Raw genomic sequence first — 21,900 nt, forward strand, 5'->3', positions numbered from 1 at the left:
TTTTACTCGGCCTGGGTCGAGCTGTTCGGCGTCATGTCGAGTTCGGGAGCAACTTCGGCACCCGGCGTCACGGCTTCATAAGGAACCATCGGTTCGGCACCGTGGATGATGTTGGCACCGATCGTGTCCGGGAAGGTACGGATCGTGGTGTTATACTGGCGCACGGCCTCGTTATAATCCTTGATCGCGATCCGGATCTTGTTTTCCGAACCTTCGAGCTGGCTCTGCAGCATCTGGTAGTTCGCGATCGACTGGAGCTGCGGATAGGCTTCGAAATTCGCCAGCAGTCGGCCGATCCCCTGGCCCAGCTGGCCCTGGGCAGCCTGGAATTCCGCCATCTTTGCCGGATCGTTCAGATCGTCCGCTGAAAGCTGGATGCTGGTCGCCTTGGCACGTGCTTCGACCACATCGGTCAGGATGCCGCGTTCCTGTTCGGCCGCACCCTGTGCCACTTCTGCAAGGTTGGGAATGAGATTGGCGCGGGCCTGGAAGGCTGCCTGAACGTCTGCCCATTTTGCCTTGGCATTTTCTTCGGCCGCAGGGACCGAGTTGATGCCGCATGCTGCAAGTCCGATCGAGGCAAGAACGACAACGCCGAAACGGCGCACGGATTTCCAATTCATCGAATTCTCCCTTGGAGTGCAGGGGGTCTGCAAATCTGTATTATATAGATAGCACACCGCAGTGACATTTCAAGAACTTACGAATGTCCCAACTATCCTTGGCAAGCGCTGTTAACCGTGTATTCCTGCGGCTGACTTCAACGGTGGGAAGGGACATTCAATGCTGTCAGAATTCAGGGATTTCATTGCCAAGGGTAACGTGATGGAACTCGCGGTCGCTGTGATTATCGGCGGCGCATTTGCGACGATCGTAGGCTCGATGACCGACGATCTGATCATGCCTTTTGTCGGCTGGATCTTCGGCGGTGCCGATTTCAGTCAGTATTTCATCCTGCTCAGCGCACCCGAGGGATACGAAGGGTCGATGACCGATTACGCCGCCCTCAAGGAAGCCGGCGCAGCAATGATCGGCTATGGCGCATTCATCACCGCAGCGTTCAATTTCGTGATCCTTGCTTTCATCATCTTCCTGCTCGTTCGTTACGCGAACAAGGTAACGGCGCAGTTCGAAAAGAAGGAAGAGGAAGCACCCGCCGAAGCTGCTGGTCCGACCGAGGTCGAACTGCTGGCGGAAATCCGCGATGCCCTGAAATCGGGAGCTCCGGGCGCTCCGCAGAACGGCCCGATGGGCTGACCTGCCGCCAATTAAAACACGTACTTCACTTCACATTAAGCGGGCGGAGCCTATATAGGCCTCGCCCGTTTTTGCGGGATATGGCGATAAACTGCGCTGTGTAATAGGTACAACGGACCCGGGGGCAGTACCCGGCGGCTCCACCACAAAGCCCCGTGAAAACGGGGGTTTATGACGGGGCCGAACTAGGATCGACGTGTGCTGAAAGGCAGTGTTTTCGCCCGGGCTGAGTACCCCGTAAAACTGTTCAAAACACACAAGTGCCAACGATAACGAAGCACTCGCTCTCGCAGCGTAATTCGATGGCCTAACGGCCTGAATTTACAAAGCTAAAGCGCGGTTGGACCCACCGGGCAACAGAAGCGGATTCCGGGGCTCCGGGGGTAGCTAGCAACAGAAACCCCCACCTTCTTTCCTATCCGAACAATCGCCGGAACAGGCTTCGCTGACCTTGGGTCGCGGCCGTCTGGCCGGAAATTTCCATCAGGTAATTGCCGAGCACGGCGGCCTGCTGCTTGCTCATGATGAAGCGGAACTGGTCGGGCTCGCCGTCCTGCTCCTTCTCTTCGAGCGAGTGAAAGCTTTGCAGTTTCAGCATGACGCGGTTGCCCATGTCGTGATGACCCCAACCGACCAAAGCGCCGTGACGTTCCATAATACCTGCCCCGTTTGAACAAGTACGATCCTGCCGGATGCGGCTGGTTTGCGCAATATCAGGGTCTTTTGCCGAGCGGCGGGAAGCTCAGGCCTCTTGCGGGTTAACCTCTGCTTCGGCCTTCGCCTTCGCTTCCTGCTCGTAGCGAATAGCGTCGAGGATTTTCGCGCCACCCAGGAATACCGCGCCGGCAGTGGCAGCCCACAGGAGATAGCCGCCCCAGCCGGGGTATTGCAGGGTGTAGTGCGCGCCGCGGGTCATTGCACCAAGAGCAAGGGCGTAGATGATCAGATACGCTTCGAAGCGCGTCTTGATCACAAACAGCCTGCGTATCTTGTTTAGCATCCAATCACCTGGCGGCATCCAGATCTGCGGGCCGGGTACCAATCGAACCGGCAGGTCGGAATGAACTTAACGTCCCGGTAATACTACCGAGGCCGCAAAAGGTGTCCAGTTTGTTAACCCTTAGGCGCCGAAATCAGATGAGTTCGTCCAGATTCAGGACAGATAGAAGCGCATTTCGTGCTTCGATCACCTGCGCTGCAAGATCGCCGTCGCCGATTTGCCAGACATCGATTTTCTCGGGCCAGTACTTGTCGATGACAGCCTCGATCCGGTCTGCCTTCTCCTCGTCGAGGATGAAGCGCTGATCGACGGTCGCCGGATCAGCCACCACGCGCAGGCGCAAGCATGCAGGACCGCCACCATTGGCCATCGATTGTCGGACATCTACCGGCCAGACTTCGCGAATGGGTCCGTTGCCAGCCAGCATCTGTTCCAGCCAGCCCCAGACGGCAGCGCTTTCGCGGCATTCTTCCGGAACGACGAGGGCCATGCCCCCACCGCCTGGAATGGTGACAAGCTGGGCGTTGAACAGATAGCTGCGGATCGCCTCTGCAAGGCTGACTGCACTATCAGGCACTTCCACGACCTGCAGTGCGGGGAAGGCCGCCCGCATCGCATCATAGGCGCCCTGCCGGTCGGCAAAGGCGAGTTCGTGCGCAAACACCACGTCTTCGTTTGCGACCGCAACGACGTCGTTGTGAAACGCGCCGGCTTCGATCGCGATCGGGCTCTGTTCGATGAAGACCGCACGTTCGGGAGCAAGGCCATGAGCGCGGGCGACTGCCCGGCTGGCCTGTTCGTGCTGGCGTGCAGGAAACTTGCCGCCCGGCCGACCGTAAACGAAAACCTCGACACCTGCCTGGTCATGCTTGCTGCACAGCCGCATGTGGTTTGCCGCACCTTCGTCGCCGAAAGTCGGCGGGACGGCATCGTGAACCGCGAAATGTTCCCGGTTGCCGAAAGCGACCTCGAGTTGCCGCTTGGTATCGGGCCATTCCTGTGCGCGGTGGACCATGGTGACAAGGTTTGCCGGAGTGAGATGGCAACGCCCGTCGCCGGTATCGGGAGCCGGGCTCACCGTTGCCGCATTCGCCGTCCACATGGAGCTCGCCGACCAGGCAGCGGCAACCAGTTCGGGAGGTGCGGTCTCGTCGAGCGCGAGGGCTTTAGACAGGTGCCAGTTGGGGCGAGGCAGGGGCAGTAGATAGCCCTGGGCAAGGCCGCGAGCCATATTGGCGCGCATCTTTGCCAGACCCTGCAGCGCAGCCGCGCGCGGATACGAAGTATCGCCCTTATGCGCTGTCGCCGCGAGATTGCCGAGGCTTAGGCCGGCGTAGTTGTGGCTGGGGCCGACAATCCCGTCGAAATTGATCTCTACCAGTTCGCTCATCGTGCAACGCTCCACACGGTGTCGCCGCCCTTCACGTCGAGGATGTCGGCAGCTTGCGCGTCAATGGAAATGGTACCGTCTTCGTTGAGCTTGCGAGCGCCGTAACAGGCCCGGAAAGTCGCGAGTTTGCCCGTGGCGATGATTGCGCGTTCGCCCTCGGTCGTTTCGATACCCGAAATGGTCCGCTGCTCGGAATTCTTGACGCTCACCACCTCATCGGTGCGCGCCACCATGGTCGGGCCGCCGTCGAAGATGTCGACATAGCCGTCGTAATGGAAACCCTCGTTCTCGAGCATCCGCATGGCTGCGCGTCCGGTCGGATGCGGTACGCCGATCACGCTGCGCGCATCGTCGTCAAGCATTGCGACATAGACCGGGTGCTTCGGCATCAGGTCGGCAATGAACTGGTTGCCATTGATGGCGTTGAAATAGTCGGCTTCCTGGAAATTCATCCCGAAGAAGCGCCCGGCGACGCCATCCCAGAAGGGTGAGCCGCCGCGTTCGTCGATGATGCCGCGGAGTTCGGCCAGCACACGGTCCGCAAAGCGCGCGCGGTGCATCGCGATGAACAGGTAACGGCTGCGCGCGAGCAGCAGGCCAAGGCCGCCTGCCCTTTCGTTGGGATGCAGGAACAGGCCCCCGACTTCGCTTGACCCTTCGAGGTCTGTCACCAGGCTCAGCATCTCGGCGCGGACCGTGCGGTCGAGTTCCTGGCTATACTGCGTCAGTGTGTTCAACCGATATGAATAGAACGGCCACTGCTGGCCGACCTGCGTCATCAGCTGGCAGGTTCCGCGGATTGCCCCGGTCTGCGCGTTTTCCAGGATCAGGACGAACTGTTCGTCGCAAATCTCGTCGGTTTCGTTGGCGAAGGCTGCACTCGCACGGCCAAGCTTGCCCGAAAGCGCATTGCGGTCGGGTGGCAGGTTGGTGAAGCCACCGCCGGTGAGCTTCGCCATCTCGTACAGCGGTTCAAGGTCGTCGGCGCGGGCCGCGCGCAGGCGAAAGGTCAAAACACATCCTCCGAAGCAAGCTTGTGGAGCACCAGCGCCGACAGCGCGGCGCGTTCCCACAAAGACGAAACGATCATGAATTCCTGGGGGCTATGGATTGCACCGCCCCGCACGCCCATCGTGTCGACGACAGGGACGCCTGTCGCGGCGATATTGTTGCCGTCGCAAACGCCACCGGTGGACTGCCAGCCAATCTCCTGGCCCAGCGTCGCCCCGCAATCGCGCACCAGGTCGAACAGTTTCTGCGCGCGCCGATCGACAGGCTTCGGAGGGCGGGTAATCCCCCCGTGGCGATGGATCGAGACCTCGTGCGATTGCTGGACTTCGCCGATCAGCCGGGCAAGGCCGCTTTCGAATGCATCGGCCGCGTCGGGGCTCTTGGGCCGAATGTTGAAACGGAGCACGGCATGATCCGGCACGACGTTGTTGGCGGCACCGCCGTCGATCTTTGCCGGATTGACCGGACATTCGTCGCTCTGCAGTTGCTTGAGGCCAAGGACCAGCGCTGCCGCGGCCACGATGGCATTGCGTCCATCCTGCGGGTTGCGTCCGGCATGGGCGCTCTTGCCGGTGATTGTCAGCGAGTAATTGCCACTGCCGCCGCGAGCATGCGCCAGCGTACCGTCGGGCAGGGCGGACGGCTCGTAGGTCAGCGCCGCATATTTGCCCTTGGCCAGCTGTTCGATCAGCGGTGCGGAGGCCAGCGAGCCTGTCTCTTCGTCGGAATTGATGAGGACGTCATAGCCGATGCGCCCGGCATATTCGGATTGTTCGAAGGCCTTAAGCGCGTGAAGGATCACGGCAATACCGCCCTTCATGTCGGCAAGGCCGGGACCGTTCAAAACCGCGTCGTCGACCCATTGCTGCTGCTGAAACGGGTGATCTTTCGGGAAAACCGTATCCATGTGGCCGGTGAAGAGCAGGCGTCGCTCTGCTTCCGGCCTGACGCGCAGCACCATGTGCTGGCCGAACTTGCGCTCGACCTCCGTACCGTCGGGGTCGATGGCGCTAACCGGAGCGGGATCTATTAGTTCGACTTCGCCGGGCAGGACGGAAAACTCGCTCGCCAGCGCTTGCGCCATCTGCGCCAGCCCATCGAGGTTGGCTGTCCCGGTGTTGATCGCGCTCCACGACCTGGCATGCGCCAGCATCGCTTCCTGGTCGATCGGCTCGACAAGCTTTTCTTGAGTGGCATCCAGTTTCATTCGCAACCGCCTTAGACGCGGGCGAGGCCAAGTCCAACCCGTCACGGACGTTTGTGACCTGCCCGGTTGCAATCGCGCAGGTGTTTGGTCATAGGCGGGCTAATTCCTCCCCGGGAAACCCGAGTTTCAATTGTCCCTTGCTGCTTGGCAGGACTTAACACGCGAGGAATCTGTGAGCGATACCGTCACTCGTTCGGGCATCACCGTCGATGCCAAACTGGCCAACTTTATCGAAAACGAAGTTCTCGTGCCGCTTGGCCGCGATCAGGCCGGTTTCTGGCAGGGTTTCGCAGATCTTCTAGCCGATTTCGTACCGCGCAATCGCGCGCTTCTTGCAAAACGCGACGACCTTCAGGCGCAGATCGATGCTTGGCATACGGAGCGTCGCGGCAAACCGATCGACCAGGGCGAATACCAGGATTTCCTCCGCGAGATCGGTTATCTCGTCCCTGAACCGGGTGATTTCACCATCGGGAGCCGGAACGTCGATCCGGAAATTGCGACCATGGCCGGGCCGCAGCTCGTCGTACCCATTCTTAATGCGCGTTTTCTCCTTAACGCCGCCAATGCACGCTGGGGCAGCCTCTACGACGCGTTCTATGGCACCGATGCGCTCGATGCGCCGCCGGCACGCCCCGGCGGCTATGACGAGGAACGTGGGGCCGCGGTTATCGCGCGCGGCCGCGAGTTCCTCGACCAAGCGCTGCCACTGGTTGACCAGAGCTGGGCCGACCTAGCCGACGAGAACGACGGCAAGCTGCAGGACGAAAGCCAGTATGTCGGAAAGACGGAAAAAGGCCTGTTGTTCAAGGACAACGGTCTTCACATCGAAGTGCAATTCGATCGCGAGCAACCCGTCGGTCGGACGGACAAGGCCGGCATCAGCGATATCGTCGTCGAAGCTGCCCTGACCACTATCTGCGACTGCGAGGATTCGGTCGCTGCGGTCGATGCGGAAGACAAGCTGCTCGCTTACACAAACTGGCTGGGCGTTATCCGCGGCGATTTGAGCGATTCCTTCGAAAAGGGCGGCCGGCAGATGACCCGGACGCTTGCTGCCGACAAGACCTATACGGCGGCGGACGGTTCGACACACAGCCTGCCCGGACGCAGCCTGCTGTTCGTGCGCAATGTCGGCCATCTGATGACCAATCCGGCAATCACTCTGGCTGATGGCGGCGAAATTCCCGAAGGGATCATGGACGCGGTGTTCACCTCAGCCATCAGCACGCTCGACGTCGAAGGCCATGCAAAATACGGCAATTCGCGCTGCGGCAGCATCTACATCGTGAAGCCCAAGATGCACGGGCCTGAAGAATGCGCATTCACCAACGACCTCTTCGACGCGGTCGAGGATCTGCTCGGCCTGCCTCGCCATACTATCAAGGTTGGCGTCATGGACGAAGAACGCCGGACGAGCGCCAATCTTGGTGCGTGTATCGAGGCGGTCCGCGACAGGGTCGTATTCATCAACACTGGCTTCCTCGATCGCACAGGCGATGAAATTCACACCTCGATGCAGGCCGGTCCTATGGTCCGCAAGGGCGAGATGAAAAGCTCTGCCTGGCTGCAGGCATACGAAAAGCGCAATGTGGCAATCGGCCTGAAGCATGGTCTTTCGGGCCGCGCGCAAATCGGCAAGGGCATGTGGGCCGCTCCCGACCTGATGAAACAGATGATGGTCGAAAAAATCGGCCATCTCAACGCAGGCGCAAATACGGCATGGGTCCCTTCGCCGACCGCTGCAACGCTCCACGCGCTGCATTACCACCAGACAGACGTGTTCGAGGTCCAGAAGGGGCTCGGCGAAATCCCGCCGCTCGATGACCTTCTGACCATTCCCCTGGCCAAGGGCGTGAACTGGTCGGAGGACGAACTGCGCGAGGAACTCGACAATAACGCGCAGGGCTTGCTCGGCTACGTCGTTCGCTGGATCGACCAGGGCGTCGGCTGTTCGAAGGTTCCGGACATCAACGATGTAGGACTGATGGAAGACCGCGCGACCCTGCGCATTTCCAGCCAGCACATGGCCAACTGGCTGCTGCACGGCGTCGTTTCCGAAGAGCAGGTGATGGACAGCCTCCGCCGGATGGCGGCCAAGGTCGACGAGCAGAACGCCGGCGACCCGTTCTACGAGCCGCTGGTCGGCAACGAGGATCACCCTGCCTTTCAGGCTGCAAAAGACCTCGTCTTCAAGGGCGTCCAACAGCCGAGCGGCTATACCGAGCCGTTGCTCCACCATTGGCGCCAGGTGAAGAAAGCGGACTGATTTTTGCTTTTCGGCGGGCCGTCACCCGGATAGCCTGCCGCAATGGCCGACTGGTATCGTCAAACCGAATGGAACGATGAGATCGAAGCGTTCTTCTTCGAAAAGCTGCGGCGCGCCCGGGCGCAGCGTGACCAGTATATCGTCATTCAGGCGCTGACCCTCGCTGAAAGCTTTCCCGAAGTCGCGCTCCGGCTGGTGGATTTCTATTTCGAGACCCGGACTGACAATTTCGATGATGCGCGTGCGCGGATGGCAGCGTCACGCGCGAGGTTTGCCTCGGGCGGATATGAGAAAGCGCTGGACGAATACCTGGAAGGTATCTCCGACAAAGGCGACGGACAGGCGCTCTATGTCGGTTCGCCCATCCAGTTTGCATTTCTGGCAGCGCGCTACATGTCGGAGAAGCACTACCTGCCTGCGCTCGATATCCTGCATGGTATTGGCCAGCCGCCGGACACCGCCCCTGACATGGTGCTGATGTATAATGCCGGTTACGCGCTCATCCTGCATGAGACAGGGAAGGACCCGAATGGAGCGGCAGCAATGGCCGAAAAGGCTCTGGCGTTGGAAGAAGATTTCCTCGCTCAGTTCGCCGATGTCGTCTGGCGATTGAGGGGAATTACCCGGCGCTGAGTTCCCGTGCCAGCGACACGAATTCATCGACAGAGACAGTCTCGGCGCGCCTTTGAGGATCTATTCCTAGGCATTCGAGTGCTTCGAGAGCGCCTGGCACCGATTTCAGGCTCTGGCGGAGCATCTTGCGGCGCTGCCCGAATGCGGCCTCGGTCAGCCGCTCGAGCATGCGGGCGCTTACGCCCTCCGGCATCGCGGCAGGCTCGACATGGACGATCGCGCTCATCACCTTGGGAGGCGGGGTAAAGGCGCTGCGGTGAACCTTCATCGCCAGCTTCGCGCGCGCTCTCCACTGGGCGAGTACCGCTAATCGGCCGTATGCCGATGTGTCGGGCTGCGCGACGATGCGCTGGGCGACCTCCTGCTGGAACATCAGGGTCAGGCTGGTCCAGAGCGGCGGCCAAGCTTCACCTCCTAGCCAGCGCACGAAAAGGGCAGTCCCGACATTGTAGGGCAGGTTCGAAAGCACGGCGAAGGATTCGCCGTTCATGATTTCTGCGTGGTCGAGCTTGAGGGCATCGCCCTGGATGACGTTCAGGCGGCCGGGATATGCATCACCGAGTTCGGCGAGCGCGGGCAGGCAGCGCTTGTCCATTTCGATAGCGGTGACCCTGGCCCCTGCCTTGAGCAATGCGCGGGTAAGGCCTCCGGGGCCGGGGCCGATTTCCAGGACAGCCTTGTCCGCAAGATCGCCCGGTATCGCCGCGATCCGGTCGAGCAATTGCGCGTCGAAGAGGAAGTTCTGGCCGAGTGCTTTGGATGCGCTCAACCCGTGACGTGCGATGACTTCCCGTAAGGGTGGCAGTTCAGCCATGTCTGTGTCGCGCCTCTCGGCGGTAGGCACATTCGCCCGCCATACGGACCGCCGCGATGAACGCATCGGGGCTGGCAAGTCCCTTGCCGGCGATGTCGAAGGCGGTCCCATGATCTGGTGAGGTCCGGACAATCGGCAGGCCAAGCGTTACGTTGACGCCTTCATCGAACTCGAGCGCTTTCAGCGGGATCAACGCTTGGTCGTGATACATGCAAATCGCAGCATGGAACTGGCTGCGGGCGCGAGGAGTGAACAGAGCATCCCCGGGATAGGGGCCCGAAACATCCAAACCTTCCTCGCGCAGCGCGGCTATGGCGGGTTCGATGATCGTGGACTCCTCGTTTCCGAACCTCCCGCCTTCACCGGCGTGGGGGTTGAGACCGGCAATGGCGAGGTGGGGATGCTCGATGCCGAAATCGCGTGCGAGGGCGCGTGCAGTGATCGCAACCTTGTGACGGATCAGGTCGATGCTCAGGAGGCCGGGAACCTCGGCCAGAGCGCAATGGATAGTGACAGGCACTGTGCGGAGCGATGTTCCGGCCAGCATCATGACGGCATCGCGTGCCGGCAAATCGCAGGCTGCGGCAAGAAACTCTGTCTGTCCCGGATATCCGAAGCCGATTTTCGCCAGTTCAGCCTTCGCAATCGGAGCCGTGACCAGGGCAGATGCTGCGCCTGAAATGGCCAGCTTGGTTGCATGCTGAAGTGACCCCAGCGCAAGCGCGGCACCCGCTTCGTCCGGATGGCCGGGATGATACCGTGCGTCTAACCCGGCCAGGACCGGAAGTGCTTCGTCGAATGTGTCGAAGGCTTGCGAAAAATCGGAGATGGGTGCGAGTGGCACGTCGATGCCGCGCTCACGTGCCGCTGCCGCAAGCACTTCATGCCCACCGATCACGGCAAACGGAAAGAGCGAGGCCCGGCTGCGTTGCAACCAGGCCTCGGCAATCAGTTCCGGTCCGATCCCCGCCGGGTCACCGATCGAAATTGCGATCGGTGCATCGAGGGGAGGGTTGGGCATCAATTGTATTCGATATAGGCGTCGTTGCGCAGGTCGCGGAGGTAACGCTGGGCGCGCTTGCTGACGCGTTCGTCTTCGATTTCAGACATCATCTGGTCGAAGCTGGGGCCACCCTGCGCAACAGGATCGTCGCGGCCGCACAGCATCAGAACGCGAACGCCTTCTTCCACCGAACCGAACGGGGGCGTTGTCTGACCAACCTGCAGGTTTAGGACGAGAGTTTGCAGCTGGTCGGGAAGCGAACGGGCGCGAATCTGGTCGTTGGTCACGACGCTGGCACCAATGCGAGCGGCTGCGGTTTCAGCATCGCCGCATCCCCTGATCGTCTGGACGCCGGCAGTGAAGTTCTGGACCCTCTGCGTTGCCTGTTCCTGGGTCACCCCAGCTGGGAATTCGATCGAGATCTGCTTCAGGCTGAGCACGGCATCGCGCGGATCGGCCATCAGGACCTGCCGCTTGTCGATCAGGTAAACGATCCAGAAGCCGCCGGGAATTTCGACAGGGCCCACGAGTTGGCCGGGTTCCATCCCGCGCACGATTTCCTCGAGCTGGGGCGAACGCAACTGGGGCAGGCGAATCCAGCCCAGATCGCCGCCGGTCGCAGCGGTGGTCGCTTCGGAGAACTGGCGGGCATAGGCGAGGAAGCTGCCGCCCTGGCGGAGCTGCTCGACAATGCGGACGGCATTCTGTCCGACCGACTCGGCGTTTTCGCTATTCGCCGAGAGGAAGATTTCCCCAAGCCGGTATTCCTCGGTGCCGCGCGATTCCTCGAGCCGTTTCATGACGTCGCGAACTTCTTCTTCGGAGACATTCACGAAAGGAACGACATTGCGGCTGAGCAGCCGCTGCCATGCCAGTTCGCCTTCGATCTGGCGCTTGAGCGAACCAACCGAGGATCCGATCGAGGCGAGATACTTGTTCATGCCGTCGGGATTGTCGCCGAAATTCTGCGCCGCGACACGAGCGAAAGCCTGGTCGATTTCCGGTTGCTGGACTTCAATTTCCTGGGCCTTCGCCTCCTGGATCTGAAGCGTCTCGTCGATCAGGTTGCGGAGCACCTGCATGCGCAGTTGCTGCATTTCTTCGGCCGATACTTCGTTCTGGGAAGCGGCGAGCAGGAGAGCGAGGCGTTGTTCCACGTCCGTGCCGGTGATGACATGTCCATTGACGATGGCGGTCGCGGTGCGAACGTTCGGATCATCCTTGCCGAAGATCGTCAGATCGGAGGGCAGTGCCAGCGGGTCGCCCATCGGGGCAGTCGCCTGGGCCGCCACACTGACAGGAGCAAGCACGGTCGCAATCGCGGCGAATGAAGCAAGGCAGGTCGAAAAAATCTTACGTGTCACGCGTTCAATCCATTTACAGCGCGCCAATTGCGCCGGGTTGGTCGAGCCGATGCCAATGACCGGCTGAACATTTCCTGAGTTTCGCGGGCGGCGAATAGCGTGTTTGTTCGGCTTAGCCAACGCCTGCGCTGCTGAATTCAGGGGGTTTTGCCCGCCGCGCGCCGACTAGCGCACGCCGAGATTGCGAAGAGAGAAGAACAGCTGGAAAGTATCGCCGCGTTCGGCATCGCCCGCGGTGGCGAAATCGCGCCGCCATGTTGCGCCGAATTCCAGGCAGTCATCCTGGTATGCCACGCCCAGACGGGTGCGGATCGGTTCGAAGCCGTCGGAGTTGAAGCTGGGGTCTTCCTCGCGGTCGGTCAGGTTGAATACGCCGGCACCGAACACCGACCAGTATTCGGCAAAAGCGATACGCGCGGCAACCCGCAATTCCTCGCGGTCCTGCAAGTCCTCCACCGTCGAAATGTCGCGGTTGAGGCGCAAATATCCGATTTCGGCGTAGGTGCGCCGGTTGCCCACCGTCGCATCGAATTCGTTCCGCCGGATCGCCAGATTGTCCTTGTCGAGACGGAAGCGGTGCGTGAATTTGACGAAGTCGCGGAAACGGACCTCTGTTCGCCCGACGAAGTCAGAAACGCGCTCCGACAGCCCGGTGCCATCGGGCAGGATCGTCGAATCCTTGTCGAAGCGGTAGGACTGACCGATCGTGGACTTGATGCGCCAGCCGGGACGGAAAAGCTCCCAGTCAAAACCGTAGGTCAACCTGACCCCGTCTTCGAGCCGGTCGTAGCCAGGGAAACGGTTGAGCGCGAAGAGGTTCGAATCTTCCAGATCGATTGCGCGCGCATCCTCGTTCGGGATCGCCAAATTCTTGATCGATGGAGATGCGACAAGCTGGATGCGCGGTTTGAACACCTGCGTTCCGCCAAACGCTTCTCCGACGAAAGGCCATTCGACGTCGACTGCACCCAGCGCGACGCCACGTGTCTCCCAGCCCGGGTTGCCGCGATAGATCGCGGTCGAAGTCAGCCCTGTTTCATCAGTGTGATAGACGTCGCCGCGCACGAGGCCTGTCAAGGTGACGACCTGCCCCATGCCGGTCAGGCGGCGCATGTCCCACCTCGCTCCTGCAAAGGCGCGCTGCGTATCCTGGCCTTCGCTGCGGACGATGCTCAGGCTGTTGGCGTGCAATTCGACCGTGCCGCCGAAAACCGGATCGGCCAAGCGGCGACGATAATCGATGATCGGAAGGGCGAGGGGAACCTGTCCCTGATCCGCATCCAGCCGCAGCGTCTGCGTGGCCCATCCCGAGACCGAGAAATAGGAATCCCGGTCTATCCGCTCGAGGTTGATGGTCGAGCGAAGCCTGTCGTCGCGGCTGATGTCGTAACGGCGCAGGAATGTCCGATCGCTTGCCAGCCTGATGGAGCCGGTGAGGCTCCATTCGGGCGAAAACTGGAACCGGCCATTCGTGAACAGATAGCCGCGGGGGTCGGCTTCGCTCGTCGCGACACCGGTGAAATCCGAAATGCGGCTGCTATGCGTGGCGTAACCGGTGACCTGATAGGCGCCCTTGTCGGTCAGATGCCTCCATTCGGCCGACACCATCGGGTTCGCCTGAGAATAGAGATATGCGCCGAGCGTTAGGTCCTTGTTTTCGGCAAAGCGCATGTAATAGCTGCCGCTGATCTCGATCCCGTTGGATTCGGAGAAACGAAGGTCGGGGACCAGAAAACCCGAAGTCGCGCTGCCGTCGCTCCGCACGGCAAGGCCCGGAAGCGGGAGTATGCGTGCGCCAAACAACTCTAGCATCGCGCCCTTGAAGCGGATGCGGTTTTGTTCGGGGTCGTAGGTGACCCGATCTGCCGTTATGCGCCAGCTGGGTTTCTTGTCGCATCCGTCGGCGTTCTGCACGACGCAGGCGCTGTAGGCGGCGTCTTTCAAGATGACCGTACCGTCTTCGCCGCGTTCGCCCGATCGTGCCGCCAGACGACCGCCAGCGCGCAGGGCGAGCAGCAATTCTTCCATTGCGCCGGTCTCGAAAGTGTCGGTCAGTTCGACGCTTTCGGTGTAGAGCTGGTTGCCACGCTCGTCGACGAAGCGGACGTTGCCGGTGGCCAGGATCGTCCCGCCTTCGCGGTTCCAGGTAACCTTGTCGGCCCTTACCGAGCGGTCCTCGCTGCGCAGAACGACATTCCCGCTTGCCGTGACGACATCCGCCTCGCTGTCATAGGCGAGCTCGTCGGCTTCGAAATCGATCGAGCGGGTGCCCTGCGCGTCTTCGGCGGTAACCGGGTTGTCGGCCGCATCCTGGCTGGCGATGTCCGTCCCTGACTGAGCCAATGCCGAATGCGGCGCTACGATGACGAACGCGGCTAAAGCAACGGCCTGCAAGCGATAAGGAACTGCCTGCTTCGAGGGTTGGCTGTCGGGGAGCATGGGTTGCCTATTGCACCGCTCGCGCCTAATCGCAATCGCCATTGGAAGCGGTAGGTTAAGCTGCGCGGATACGTCCGCATCTGCCGTACCAGAGCATAGTATGCGGAGACTTCATGCAAATCCAGATTAGCGACACCAAGCCCGGCGACATTCGCCTCCATGCCATCGTGGTGAACGAAGGCGTGAGGCCGACGGGACTCGACGGCGCCATCACCGATGGCGCGGACGCAGCCCGCTTCAAGGGGCGCGCAGGACAGACGTTCGAAGGTTTCAGCGCGGAAGGCGGCAAGCTGACCCGTGTCGCGCTCGCTGGCGCAGGCGATGCGAAGTCTAAGGACCGCAAGCTCAATCTTGAAAAAGCAGGCGCGGCACTGGCTGCGAAATATCTCTGTTCGGGCGAAGCGTCGATGATCCTCGATCTTGGCCAGGCAGGGCTAAGCGCAAGCGATGCCGGCGCGGTACTGCTTGGTCTGCGTCTTCGCAGCTGGCGTCACGATGCCTACCGCACCAAGCTGAAAGAAGAGCAGAAGAAGTCGCTTTCGAGCGTCATCGTTGTGAACGCGCCAAAGGGTACGGACGAAGCCCTCGTCGATGCGACTGCTCTTGCAGAAGGTGTAGAGTTTACGCGCGACCTGGTCGCCGAACCCGCCAACAAGCTTTATCCGGTCAGCTTCGTGCATCGCTGCGAGAAGGCATTTGCCGGAACCGGTGCCGAGCTCGTCGTGCTCGATGACGACCAGATGGAAGAGCTGGGCATGGGCGCGCTGCTCGGCGTTGGGCAGGGCAGCGAGCAGCCTTCGCGTATCCTCGCGATCAAGTGGATGGGCGGCAATCCTTCCGATGCGCCCATCGCTTTCGTCGGCAAGGGCGTGACATTCGACACCGGCGGCATTTCGCTGAAGCCCGGTCCGGGCATGGGCGACATGAAGTGGGATATGGGCGGTTCGGGTGCAGTCGTCGGCGCCATGCTTGCACTCGTAAAGCGCAAGGCCAAGGCGAACGTCGTCGGCGTTGTCGGCCTGGTCGAAAATATGCCCGACGGCAAGGCAATGCGCCCTGGCGATATCGTTACGTCGATGTCCGGCCAGACCATCGAGGTGCTGAACACCGACGCGGAAGGCCGCTTGGTCCTTTGCGACGTGCTCACCTGGGTCCAGCGTGAGTTCAAGCCGGCCCGCATCGTCGATCTGGCGACCCTCACTGGCGCGATGATCATTTCGCTGGGAAGCGAACATGGCGGCCTGTTCTCGAATGATGACAGCCTGGCCGGCGACCTGCTCGACGCAGGCAAGCGCACAGGCGACAAGCTGTGGCGTTTCCCGCTGTCGCCGGCATATGACAAGATGATCAACAGCCCGATCGCCGACATGCAGAATATCGGTCCCAAGGGTGCAGGCTCGATCACGGCAGCGCAATTCCTCCAGCGCTTCATCGAGAATGGCACCCCTTGGGCGCACCTCGACATTGCGGGAATGGTCTGGGCGGACAAGCCGGGACACACCTGGGACAAGGGTGCCACAGGGTTCGGCACACGCCTGCTGGACGATTTCATCCGGACCACCGTCAAGGGTTGAACAGATCAATGGCCCGCATGCGTCGCAAGTCCGATCTTCCATCGAAGATCTGCGCCGCGTGCGGGCTTCCTTTCACCTGGCGAAAGAAATGGGAGCGCGACTGGGACGAGGTGCGCTATTGCTCCGATCGTTGCCGGCGTAATAAACCAGCGAAGGCAGAGGGGACCGGCGGATGACCCGTGTGGATTTCTACCAGCTCAGCCGCGATCCGGTGGAACGGGTCGTCGCCATGCTTGCCCGCAAGGTGGCCGAGCTTGGCGAGTGCTTGCTGGTCGTCAGCGCCGATGTGGAACACCGCAAGATACTGAGCCGCGAGATGTGGCGCAGCGGGGCAGAGGAATTCCTTGCCAATGGCGATGTCACGCAACCAGGGCCCGACCGCCAACCCATCCTGTTGTCTGACAGTGCAGGTGCCCTGAATGCTGCCAAGATCGTCATCATGGCGGACGGGAAATGGCGCGACGAGGCACTGCAATTCGAGCGTGCTCTGCTCCTGTTCGGTCCTGACGAGACCGAAGCCGCTCGAAATTTGTGGCGCGAGCTTGACGGTAACGATCAGGTTCAGCGCGAAATACACAAGCAGGACGAGCGTGGAAAATGGCGCGCCGGCGCCTAGTCTTCGTCGAGCCACCGTTTTAGAGAAACCAACAAGACAAGGCTGCGAAAAGCCCTTCGGTTGCATCAAATCAATCGCTTGGAGAGTTCGCCAATGCGCGCTGCAACCTGTCTTTTTTCAACTTCGATAATTGGCCTGTCGCTGTTTCTTTCGGCCTGCGGGTCCGAAAAGTCCGGATCCTTCGAAACCGAGGACGGCGAGCAGGGAACCTATGAAATCGACCAGGCGACCGGTGAAACGACCGCGAGGATAGAGACGGATGACGGCACTGCGGTCATGCGCTCGGGCAAGAACGTGGCGATCGACCTTCCCAATGGATTTGCGGTTTATCCCGGATCCGAAGTGGTTTCCAATACCACCTTTTCCCAAGGCGACACGAAGGGAGCACTGCTCACTTTCGAAAGCGGGGCAGAACCTGTCGAACTGGTCGAATATTACCGCAAGCAGGCCGAGGCAGCGGGTATCGAGATCGAGCTCGAACTGAACGTCAACGATGGCATGATGATCGGCGGTTCGGACAAGACCGGGCAGAGCTTTACCCTCAACGCCAACCGCGAAGGCAGCAAGACTACCGCGCAACTGATGGTGGGCAAACAGCTCTCCAAGTAGCGTCCACCCGGTTCGTCATCGCTGTCGGGGCTTGCGGTTGCAGGCGCGCAGCGCTATCGGCGCGCGCAATTCCCCCACATCAGTTTTTCAATCAAGGAAACGAACATGGCGGTTACCCGCACCTTTTCGATCATCAAGCCCGATGCCACCCGCCGCAACCTGACCGGCGCAGTCACGAAAATGCTCGAAGATGCCGGCCTTCGCGTCGTCGCATCGAAGCGCATCCACATGACCAAGGACCAGGCAGAAGGTTTCTACGCCGTTCACAAGGAACGCCCCTTCTTCGGCGAACTCGTCGATTTCATGACCTCGGGTCCGGTTGTCGTCCAGGTTCTCGAAGGTGAAGACGCCGTGAAGCGCAATCGCGACATCATGGGCGCCACCAACCCTGCCGATGCTGCAGACGGCACGATCCGCAAGACCTTTGCGGAATCGATCGAAGCGAACTCCGTTCACGGTTCGGACAGCGACGAAAACGCTGCCATCGAAATCGATTTCTTCTTCGACAAGGATGAAATCGTCGGCTGAGCCGCCGCGCCTCATCTAGAGCTAGAGAGCCCCGTCGCAGCGATGCGACGGGGTTTTTCTTTTGTCCCAGCGAACGTGTCCCGCAGCCACGGATTCGGCAAATCCGGCAATTTCGTGTATGGATGGGGACTGGCAAAGGGTCGCTGTTTCCGGGGGAGGGAAATATGCGCGCTTTGATGATGTTATTCGCGGTAGGCTGCTACTTCGCGTTTTTCGCTACATTTCTGTATCTTGTCGGCTGGGTCGGCGGTTTCGACTTCATGCCTACGCATGTCGACAAGGGGCCGGCAATGGCGCCTGCGACAGCGGCACTGGTCGATATCGCACTGATCGCACTGTTTGGAATTCAACACTCCGCGATGGCCAGGCAATCGTTCAAGGACGGCTGGACCAAGGTGGTCTCGCCGGTGCTTGAACGCAGTGTCTATCTGCTCGCCACGATCGCCGTACTGTTCATCCTGTTCCGTTTCTGGAGCCCGATCGAGGGGACGGTCTGGTCGGTGCAGAACGAAACGGGGCGGATGATCCTGTGGGGCATGTTCTGGCTTGGCTGGGCCATCTTGTTCATCTCGACCTGGCTACTCAACCATTTCGAACTCTTCGGCCTGCAACAGGCGTGGCTGCACCTGCGCGGAAAGGAAGCTGCCCCGCCGCGGATGCGAACGCCGCTGTTCTACAAGTCGGTTCGACACCCGCTCTACACGGGCTTCTTCATCGCGTTCTGGGCAACACCCGACATGACCTACAGCCATCTGCTCGCTGCAGTCGGCTTCACTGCCTACATCCTTGTCGGCATCGCTTACGAGGAAAAGGACCTGCTGAGGGTATTCGGGAACGAATATGCCGAATACCGCAAGCAAGTGGGCAAGATCATCCCGGGCATCGGCAAACAGGGCTGACCTATCAAGCCTGAGACGCGAAGCCGGCGAGATGGGCGGCATGCGCCTTGTGCTGCCCATTTTCGCTTCGGTCCATTTCTGCGCGCATGGCATTGAGCGCTACTGCACCGAGCGGCAGCCCTAGTTCGTCATAAAGCCGCTTCATCTCGGCCTGCCAATCTTCACCGAGGCGGTCGAAATCGATTTCGGCGACCGTTCCGTCAAAGGTCGATAGGGCTTGCTCCAACCGGCGCTGCCGTAAAGCGATCTTGCGTCGCCATTCGTTCTCGATCCGGTCGAGATCGACTTCGTCCGACTGGATAACCATCTGGTTTGCGACGAGCGAAACCGAACTGCGCAAGGTTTCTTCGCTGCAGCGCTTCGAAACGACGAGCTTGGCGTTTGGAAACCTGTCCAACAGAACCATAAGGTCCTCGGTAAACTGCGGGACCTTCAGCACCCGGGGTCTGTCGGCATTTCCGTGCTGCGCCGCATCGGTTCGCAATATCCGCTCGAATTCACGATAGACCGGCGTCGGATCGCGTGCTTCGCTGAAAGCGACATATGACGGGATATGCCATTGCGCCTCATAAGCAGAATGGTCGAGCGCGCTGGCAAGCCATCCGAGCTCCTCGTCCGCGCGCGCGGCTCCGAACGGATGCAGCGAGTCGATCCAGGGGTCGAGCTTCCTCGCCATGAACAGCTTGAATCCGCCCCTCAACGGGCGAAGATCCGGACGTTCGGGGACAGGATGCCAGCTGTCGCAGAAGCGGGTCGCACTATGCGCCGGATCTGCCGCAAGCAACCTGTGAATGCGCGTCGTGCCGCTGCGCATCTGTCCGGCGACAATGATGGGTGGGGCAATCGGTGTCGAAAGCAAGTCTGGCCGCTTTCGCCACAACGCTCCCAGCGCGAAGCGCTGCTGTATGGCGCGGGTCAACAGGCCGTAGGCGAAAGCCCGCCCGACTGCATTGAGCCGCGCTTCGCTACCCACCGCATCGCAAAGCTTCTCGAGCCGGAGCCTGAAGTCCTCGACATTTTCTGGCGACCTGCCGAAAGTCTCGTCCTCAGCGCGAAACCCCTTCGAGCCGCGCCTGATCAATTCTTCAGGATCGAGCGGAGGAGGGGGAATCCAGCCCTTGTCCCAACCGTGGTCCAGAAAACGCGCCAGCCGATCGACAAGCGGCGCTCTTGCCAGGGGATGCGGTCTTGACGGTGCGACCGATGCCATCTGGTCAGAACTCGTCAGCGGCGTCGATCAGTTTCGTCGCGCTCTTGGGAGCAACGCTGCGCCAGCTTCGTTCGAGCCAATCCGACACATGGTCCCAATCCACTCCCGATCGGTTGAGAATGATCCCGATCCAACCACTGGCGCCGTAATAGGCCGGTTTGAAATATGCGTGCGGCTGCGCTTCGACGAGGCCGAGCAATTCGTCCATGCTGCCCGTTTTCACGAGCAGCGCGATATGCTCGCTGCCATGATGCTGGTCGTTGAAATAGGCGAAGTACTTGCCCGATTTTTCGCTGCCGGCGCGCCAGCCGGGCGAGCCGTGGCTTTCCCGCTCGTGCGTTTCCGGAAGGGCGAGCGCAAGTTGCCTCACCTTGTCGAGCAGATACGCCGGATCTCGTTCGCGCGAGACGTAGTCGTTGAGCGTGCGCGAATACAGCTGGTGTTCGGCAAACAGCACCCGCGAGGCAAGCGCTTCAGGCGTGTCGCCGGGCTGGATAGCAACCTTTAGTTGTCCGAGGATTTCACCATCGTCGAGCTCGGGCGTCACGATGTGGACGCTCACTCCGCCGAACTTGTCGCCCGCCGCAATGGCACGGGCGTGGGTGTCCAGCCCCTTGTATTTCGGCAGTAGCGAAGGATGGATGTTGAGCATCCGGCCAGCCCACCGGTCCACGAATTCGGCGCCGAGAATGCGCATGTATCCTGCGAGCACGATATATTCGGCGCCCGCATCCTTCACCGCTTGCTCCATCGCGGAATCGTGGTCCGCGCGGCTCATGCCCTTGTGCGGCAGGCTGAAAGTCTCGATGCCTTCAGCTTGAGCGAGCGAAAGGCCGCCGGCTTCGGGGTTGTTGGATGCAACCAGCACGATCTCGTAAGCGGCATCGGCCATGCGGCTGGCATATAACAGCGCGGCCATGTTCGTGCCGCTACCCGAAATGAATACCGCGATCTTCGCCTTGTCAGGCAAGGTGCGTGGCCTCCCAATCGGAAGTCGCGCTCCAGCATCCTTGCGGGCCGCGAACGGTGCACCCGCGTTCGCCTTCAGTGATCTCACCCACGCGGACCACAGTCTCACCAGCACCTTCGAGGTCGGCCGCGACGCCTTCGACGTCGTCAGCGTCGACGACGAGCACCATGCCCACGCCGCAGTTGAAGGTTCGGGCCATCTCGACTGGCTCAATATTTCCCTGCGCCTGTAGAAATGCCATCAACCGTGGCTGCTCCCAGCCAGCGGCATCGACTACGGCATGCGAACCTTCCGGCAGGACTCGCGGGATATTCTCGAGCAAGCCGCCGCCGGTAATGTGCGCAAGTGCCGCAATCCGGCCCGAGCGGATGACGGGAAGCAGGCTTTTGACGTAAATCCTGGTGGGCTCGATGAGCGCATCGACCAGAATGCGCTCCTGATCGAACAGGGCGGGGCGGTCGAGCTTCCAACCCTTGTCCGCCGCCAGCCTGCGGACGAGCGAATAGCCATTTGAATGGACGCCCGATGATGCGAGGCCGATAAGCACCTGGCCAGGTTTCACCTTGTCGCCGGTCAATTGTTCGCCGCGCTCGACGGCTCCGACACAGAAACCGGCCAGGTCGTAATCGCCAGCCGCATACATGCCGGGCATTTCAGCCGTTTCACCACCGATCAAGGCGCAGCCTGCCTGTTTGCAGCCATCGGCAATGCCAGCGATCACGCGCTCGGCCACACCGTTCTCGAGCTTGCCGGTGGCGAAATAGTCGAGGAAAAACAGCGGCTCTGCGCCTTGGACGATGAGGTCGTTGACGCACATCGCGACAAGGTCGATGCCGACCGTGTCATGCTTGTCGAAATCGATCGCGAGCTTCAGCTTGGTGCCGACGCCATCGTTGGCGGCGACCAGCAGCGGATCCTTGAAACCTGCTGCCTTTGGATCGAAAAAGCCGCCGAAACCGCCGATCTCGCTGTCTGCACCGGGGCGCGATGTCGCCTTCACCAACGGGCCGATTGCCTTGACGAGGGCGTTGCCCGCCTCGATCGAAACGCCGGCATCGGCATAGGTGTACGAAGAATTATTGCCGCTCATGCCGATCCCTTAGGCAA

General features: G+C 60.8%; 22 protein-coding genes and 1 other RNA gene. 10 read left to right on the forward strand and 13 right to left on the reverse strand.

The window, feature by feature from the left end:
• Positions 1-2: 2 nt before the first annotated feature.
• A complete protein-coding gene (locus AMC99_RS04130; RefSeq protein WP_061923155.1) occupies positions 3-623 on the reverse strand; it encodes a LemA family protein in 621 nt (206 codons plus the stop codon).
• Positions 624-783: 160 nt separating this feature from the next.
• On the opposite strand from AMC99_RS04130, the gene mscL reads away from it, so the two are divergent.
• Positions 784-1,257: a large conductance mechanosensitive channel protein MscL gene (gene mscL, locus AMC99_RS04135; protein WP_061923157.1), complete on the forward strand. Its 474-nt coding sequence runs from the start codon at positions 784-786 to the stop codon at positions 1,255-1,257.
• Between the two features lie 25 nt (positions 1,258-1,282).
• Positions 1,283-1,628: a transfer-messenger RNA gene (gene ssrA / locus AMC99_RS04140) on the forward strand.
• A gap of 44 nt (positions 1,629-1,672) precedes the next feature.
• On the opposite strand, the gene AMC99_RS04145 is transcribed toward ssrA, so the two are convergent.
• The 5 genes from AMC99_RS04145 to AMC99_RS04165 all read right to left on the reverse strand — a co-directional run bounded on the left by AMC99_RS04145 (position 1,673) and on the right by AMC99_RS04165 (position 5,865).
• The gene (locus tag AMC99_RS04145) at positions 1,673-1,912 is read right to left on the reverse strand and encodes a hypothetical protein (protein WP_157058248.1); all 240 of its coding nucleotides are present in this window, start codon (positions 1,910-1,912) and stop codon (positions 1,673-1,675) included.
• An 87-nt stretch (positions 1,913-1,999) separates the two neighbouring features.
• Positions 2,000-2,257 carry a hypothetical protein gene (locus tag AMC99_RS04150; protein WP_061923162.1) on the reverse strand — a complete coding sequence of 86 codons (258 nt, stop codon included), beginning with the start codon at positions 2,255-2,257 and terminating at the stop codon, positions 2,000-2,002.
• Positions 2,258-2,390: 133 nt separating this feature from the next.
• Positions 2,391-3,647 (reverse strand): N-succinylarginine dihydrolase, encoded by a 1,257-nt coding sequence (locus AMC99_RS04155; protein ID WP_061923165.1) that lies wholly within the window; start codon positions 3,645-3,647, stop codon positions 2,391-2,393.
• Complete coding sequence (locus tag AMC99_RS04160; RefSeq protein WP_061923168.1) at positions 3,644-4,660, reverse strand: arginine N-succinyltransferase; 1,017 nt, start codon at positions 4,658-4,660, stop codon at positions 3,644-3,646. The genes AMC99_RS04155 and AMC99_RS04160 overlap by 4 nt, the downstream gene beginning before the upstream one ends.
• Positions 4,657-5,865 (reverse strand): hydrolase, encoded by a 1,209-nt coding sequence (locus AMC99_RS04165; RefSeq protein ID WP_061923171.1) that lies wholly within the window; start codon positions 5,863-5,865, stop codon positions 4,657-4,659. The genes AMC99_RS04160 and AMC99_RS04165 overlap by 4 nt, the downstream gene beginning before the upstream one ends.
• A 172-nt stretch (positions 5,866-6,037) precedes the next feature.
• Between AMC99_RS04165 and AMC99_RS04170 the strand changes: the two genes are divergently transcribed.
• Together AMC99_RS04170 and AMC99_RS04175 are read left to right on the forward strand one after the other, a co-directional pair.
• Positions 6,038-8,134: a malate synthase G gene (locus AMC99_RS04170; protein ID WP_061923174.1), complete on the forward strand. Its 2,097-nt coding sequence runs from the start codon at positions 6,038-6,040 to the stop codon at positions 8,132-8,134.
• A gap of 42 nt (positions 8,135-8,176) precedes the next feature.
• Positions 8,177-8,767 carry a hypothetical protein gene (locus AMC99_RS04175; protein ID WP_061923177.1) on the forward strand — a complete coding sequence of 197 codons (591 nt, stop codon included), beginning with the start codon at positions 8,177-8,179 and terminating at the stop codon, positions 8,765-8,767.
• On the opposite strand, the gene rsmA is transcribed toward AMC99_RS04175, so the two are convergent.
• From rsmA to AMC99_RS04195, 4 genes are all read right to left on the reverse strand, one after another.
• Positions 8,754-9,581, reverse strand: a complete 828-nt coding sequence (gene rsmA / locus AMC99_RS04180) for a 16S rRNA (adenine(1518)-N(6)/adenine(1519)-N(6))-dimethyltransferase RsmA (RefSeq protein ID WP_061923180.1) — start codon at positions 9,579-9,581, stop codon at positions 8,754-8,756. The genes AMC99_RS04175 and rsmA overlap by 14 nt on opposite strands.
• Positions 9,574-10,602, reverse strand: coding sequence for a 4-hydroxythreonine-4-phosphate dehydrogenase PdxA (gene pdxA / locus AMC99_RS04185; protein ID WP_061923183.1), 1,029 nt, complete (start codon positions 10,600-10,602; stop codon positions 9,574-9,576). The genes rsmA and pdxA overlap by 8 nt, the downstream gene beginning before the upstream one ends.
• Complete coding sequence (locus AMC99_RS04190; RefSeq protein ID WP_061923186.1) at positions 10,602-11,948, reverse strand: peptidylprolyl isomerase; 1,347 nt, start codon at positions 11,946-11,948, stop codon at positions 10,602-10,604. Before AMC99_RS04190 ends, pdxA begins: the two co-directional genes overlap by 1 nt.
• A gap of 165 nt (positions 11,949-12,113) precedes the next feature.
• The gene (locus AMC99_RS04195; protein WP_061923189.1) at positions 12,114-14,387 is read right to left on the reverse strand and encodes an LPS-assembly protein LptD; all 2,274 of its coding nucleotides are present in this window, start codon (positions 14,385-14,387) and stop codon (positions 12,114-12,116) included.
• A 113-nt stretch (positions 14,388-14,500) separates the two neighbouring features.
• On the opposite strand from AMC99_RS04195, the gene AMC99_RS04200 reads away from it, so the two are divergent.
• The 6 genes from AMC99_RS04200 (at position 14,501) to mddA (ending at position 18,613) form a co-directional block, all read left to right on the forward strand.
• On the forward strand, positions 14,501-15,961 hold the full coding sequence (locus AMC99_RS04200) for a leucyl aminopeptidase (protein WP_061923192.1): 1,461 nt from the start codon (positions 14,501-14,503) through the stop codon (positions 15,959-15,961).
• 8 nt (positions 15,962-15,969) lie between these two features.
• Entirely contained in the window at positions 15,970-16,137 is a 168-nt protein-coding gene (locus AMC99_RS13850) for a DUF2256 domain-containing protein (RefSeq protein ID WP_083440084.1), read from the forward strand.
• Positions 16,134-16,577, forward strand: coding sequence for a DNA polymerase III subunit chi (locus AMC99_RS04205; RefSeq protein WP_061923196.1), 444 nt, complete (start codon positions 16,134-16,136; stop codon positions 16,575-16,577). The genes AMC99_RS13850 and AMC99_RS04205 overlap by 4 nt, the downstream gene beginning before the upstream one ends.
• Positions 16,578-16,670: 93 nt before the next feature.
• On the forward strand, positions 16,671-17,186 hold the full coding sequence (locus AMC99_RS04210; protein ID WP_061923199.1) for a hypothetical protein: 516 nt from the start codon (positions 16,671-16,673) through the stop codon (positions 17,184-17,186).
• 105 nt (positions 17,187-17,291) lie between these two features.
• A complete protein-coding gene (gene ndk / locus AMC99_RS04215; RefSeq protein WP_061923202.1) occupies positions 17,292-17,714 on the forward strand; it encodes a nucleoside-diphosphate kinase in 423 nt (140 codons plus the stop codon).
• 176 nt (positions 17,715-17,890) lie between these two features.
• The gene (gene mddA, locus AMC99_RS04220) at positions 17,891-18,613 is read left to right on the forward strand and encodes a methanethiol S-methyltransferase (protein ID WP_232301506.1); all 723 of its coding nucleotides are present in this window, start codon (positions 17,891-17,893) and stop codon (positions 18,611-18,613) included.
• Positions 18,614-18,617: 4 nt separating this feature from the next.
• Here the strand turns inward: mddA and AMC99_RS04225 are convergent, their stop codons facing one another.
• From AMC99_RS04225 to purM, 3 genes are read right to left on the reverse strand one after another with little or no spacing between them, the layout of a single operon-like run.
• On the reverse strand, positions 18,618-19,823 hold the full coding sequence (locus tag AMC99_RS04225; protein ID WP_061923207.1) for a sulfotransferase: 1,206 nt from the start codon (positions 19,821-19,823) through the stop codon (positions 18,618-18,620).
• A 4-nt stretch (positions 19,824-19,827) separates the two neighbouring features.
• Positions 19,828-20,793, reverse strand: a complete 966-nt coding sequence (gene purN, locus AMC99_RS04230; RefSeq protein WP_083440085.1) for a phosphoribosylglycinamide formyltransferase — start codon at positions 20,791-20,793, stop codon at positions 19,828-19,830.
• Positions 20,786-21,883, reverse strand: a complete 1,098-nt coding sequence (gene purM, locus AMC99_RS04235; RefSeq protein WP_061923210.1) for a phosphoribosylformylglycinamidine cyclo-ligase — start codon at positions 21,881-21,883, stop codon at positions 20,786-20,788. The genes purN and purM overlap by 8 nt, the downstream gene beginning before the upstream one ends.
• Positions 21,884-21,900: the final 17 nt, after the last annotated feature.

The sequence above is a fragment of the Altererythrobacter epoxidivorans genome, from assembly GCF_001281485.1.
Classification (GTDB): Bacteria; Pseudomonadota; Alphaproteobacteria; order Sphingomonadales; family Sphingomonadaceae; genus Erythrobacter; species Erythrobacter epoxidivorans.

Excerpts from the sequence above, each read along its gene's own strand:
- AMC99_RS13850 (WP_083440084.1), top strand. The coding sequence starts at position 15,970 with ATGGCCCGCATGCGTCGCAAGTCCGATCTTCCATCGAAGATCTGCGCC.
- AMC99_RS04175 (WP_061923177.1), top strand. The coding sequence starts at position 8,177 with ATGGCCGACTGGTATCGTCAAACCGAATGGAACGATGAGATCGAAGCG.
- AMC99_RS04195 (WP_061923189.1), bottom strand. The coding sequence starts at position 14,387 with ATGCTCCCCGACAGCCAACCCTCGAAGCAGGCAGTTCCTTATCGCTTG.
- AMC99_RS04210 (WP_061923199.1), top strand. The coding sequence starts at position 16,671 with ATGCGCGCTGCAACCTGTCTTTTTTCAACTTCGATAATTGGCCTGTCG.
- AMC99_RS04225 (WP_061923207.1), bottom strand. The coding sequence starts at position 19,823 with ATGGCATCGGTCGCACCGTCAAGACCGCATCCCCTGGCAAGAGCGCCG.
- AMC99_RS04200 (WP_061923192.1), top strand. The coding sequence starts at position 14,501 with ATGCAAATCCAGATTAGCGACACCAAGCCCGGCGACATTCGCCTCCAT.
- rsmA (WP_061923180.1), bottom strand. The coding sequence starts at position 9,581 with ATGGCTGAACTGCCACCCTTACGGGAAGTCATCGCACGTCACGGGTTG.
- mddA (WP_232301506.1), top strand. The coding sequence starts at position 17,891 with ATGATGTTATTCGCGGTAGGCTGCTACTTCGCGTTTTTCGCTACATTT.
- AMC99_RS04130 (WP_061923155.1), bottom strand. The coding sequence starts at position 623 with ATGAATTGGAAATCCGTGCGCCGTTTCGGCGTTGTCGTTCTTGCCTCG.
- AMC99_RS04165 (WP_061923171.1), bottom strand. The coding sequence starts at position 5,865 with ATGAAACTGGATGCCACTCAAGAAAAGCTTGTCGAGCCGATCGACCAG.
- AMC99_RS04150 (WP_061923162.1), bottom strand. The coding sequence starts at position 2,257 with ATGCTAAACAAGATACGCAGGCTGTTTGTGATCAAGACGCGCTTCGAA.
- mscL (WP_061923157.1), top strand. The coding sequence starts at position 784 with ATGCTGTCAGAATTCAGGGATTTCATTGCCAAGGGTAACGTGATGGAA.
- purM (WP_061923210.1), bottom strand. The coding sequence starts at position 21,883 with ATGAGCGGCAATAATTCTTCGTACACCTATGCCGATGCCGGCGTTTCG.
- AMC99_RS04205 (WP_061923196.1), top strand. The coding sequence starts at position 16,134 with ATGACCCGTGTGGATTTCTACCAGCTCAGCCGCGATCCGGTGGAACGG.
- AMC99_RS04145 (WP_157058248.1), bottom strand. The coding sequence starts at position 1,912 with ATGGAACGTCACGGCGCTTTGGTCGGTTGGGGTCATCACGACATGGGC.
- pdxA (WP_061923183.1), bottom strand. The coding sequence starts at position 10,602 with ATGCCCAACCCTCCCCTCGATGCACCGATCGCAATTTCGATCGGTGAC.
- AMC99_RS04155 (WP_061923165.1), bottom strand. The coding sequence starts at position 3,647 with ATGAGCGAACTGGTAGAGATCAATTTCGACGGGATTGTCGGCCCCAGC.
- ndk (WP_061923202.1), top strand. The coding sequence starts at position 17,292 with ATGGCGGTTACCCGCACCTTTTCGATCATCAAGCCCGATGCCACCCGC.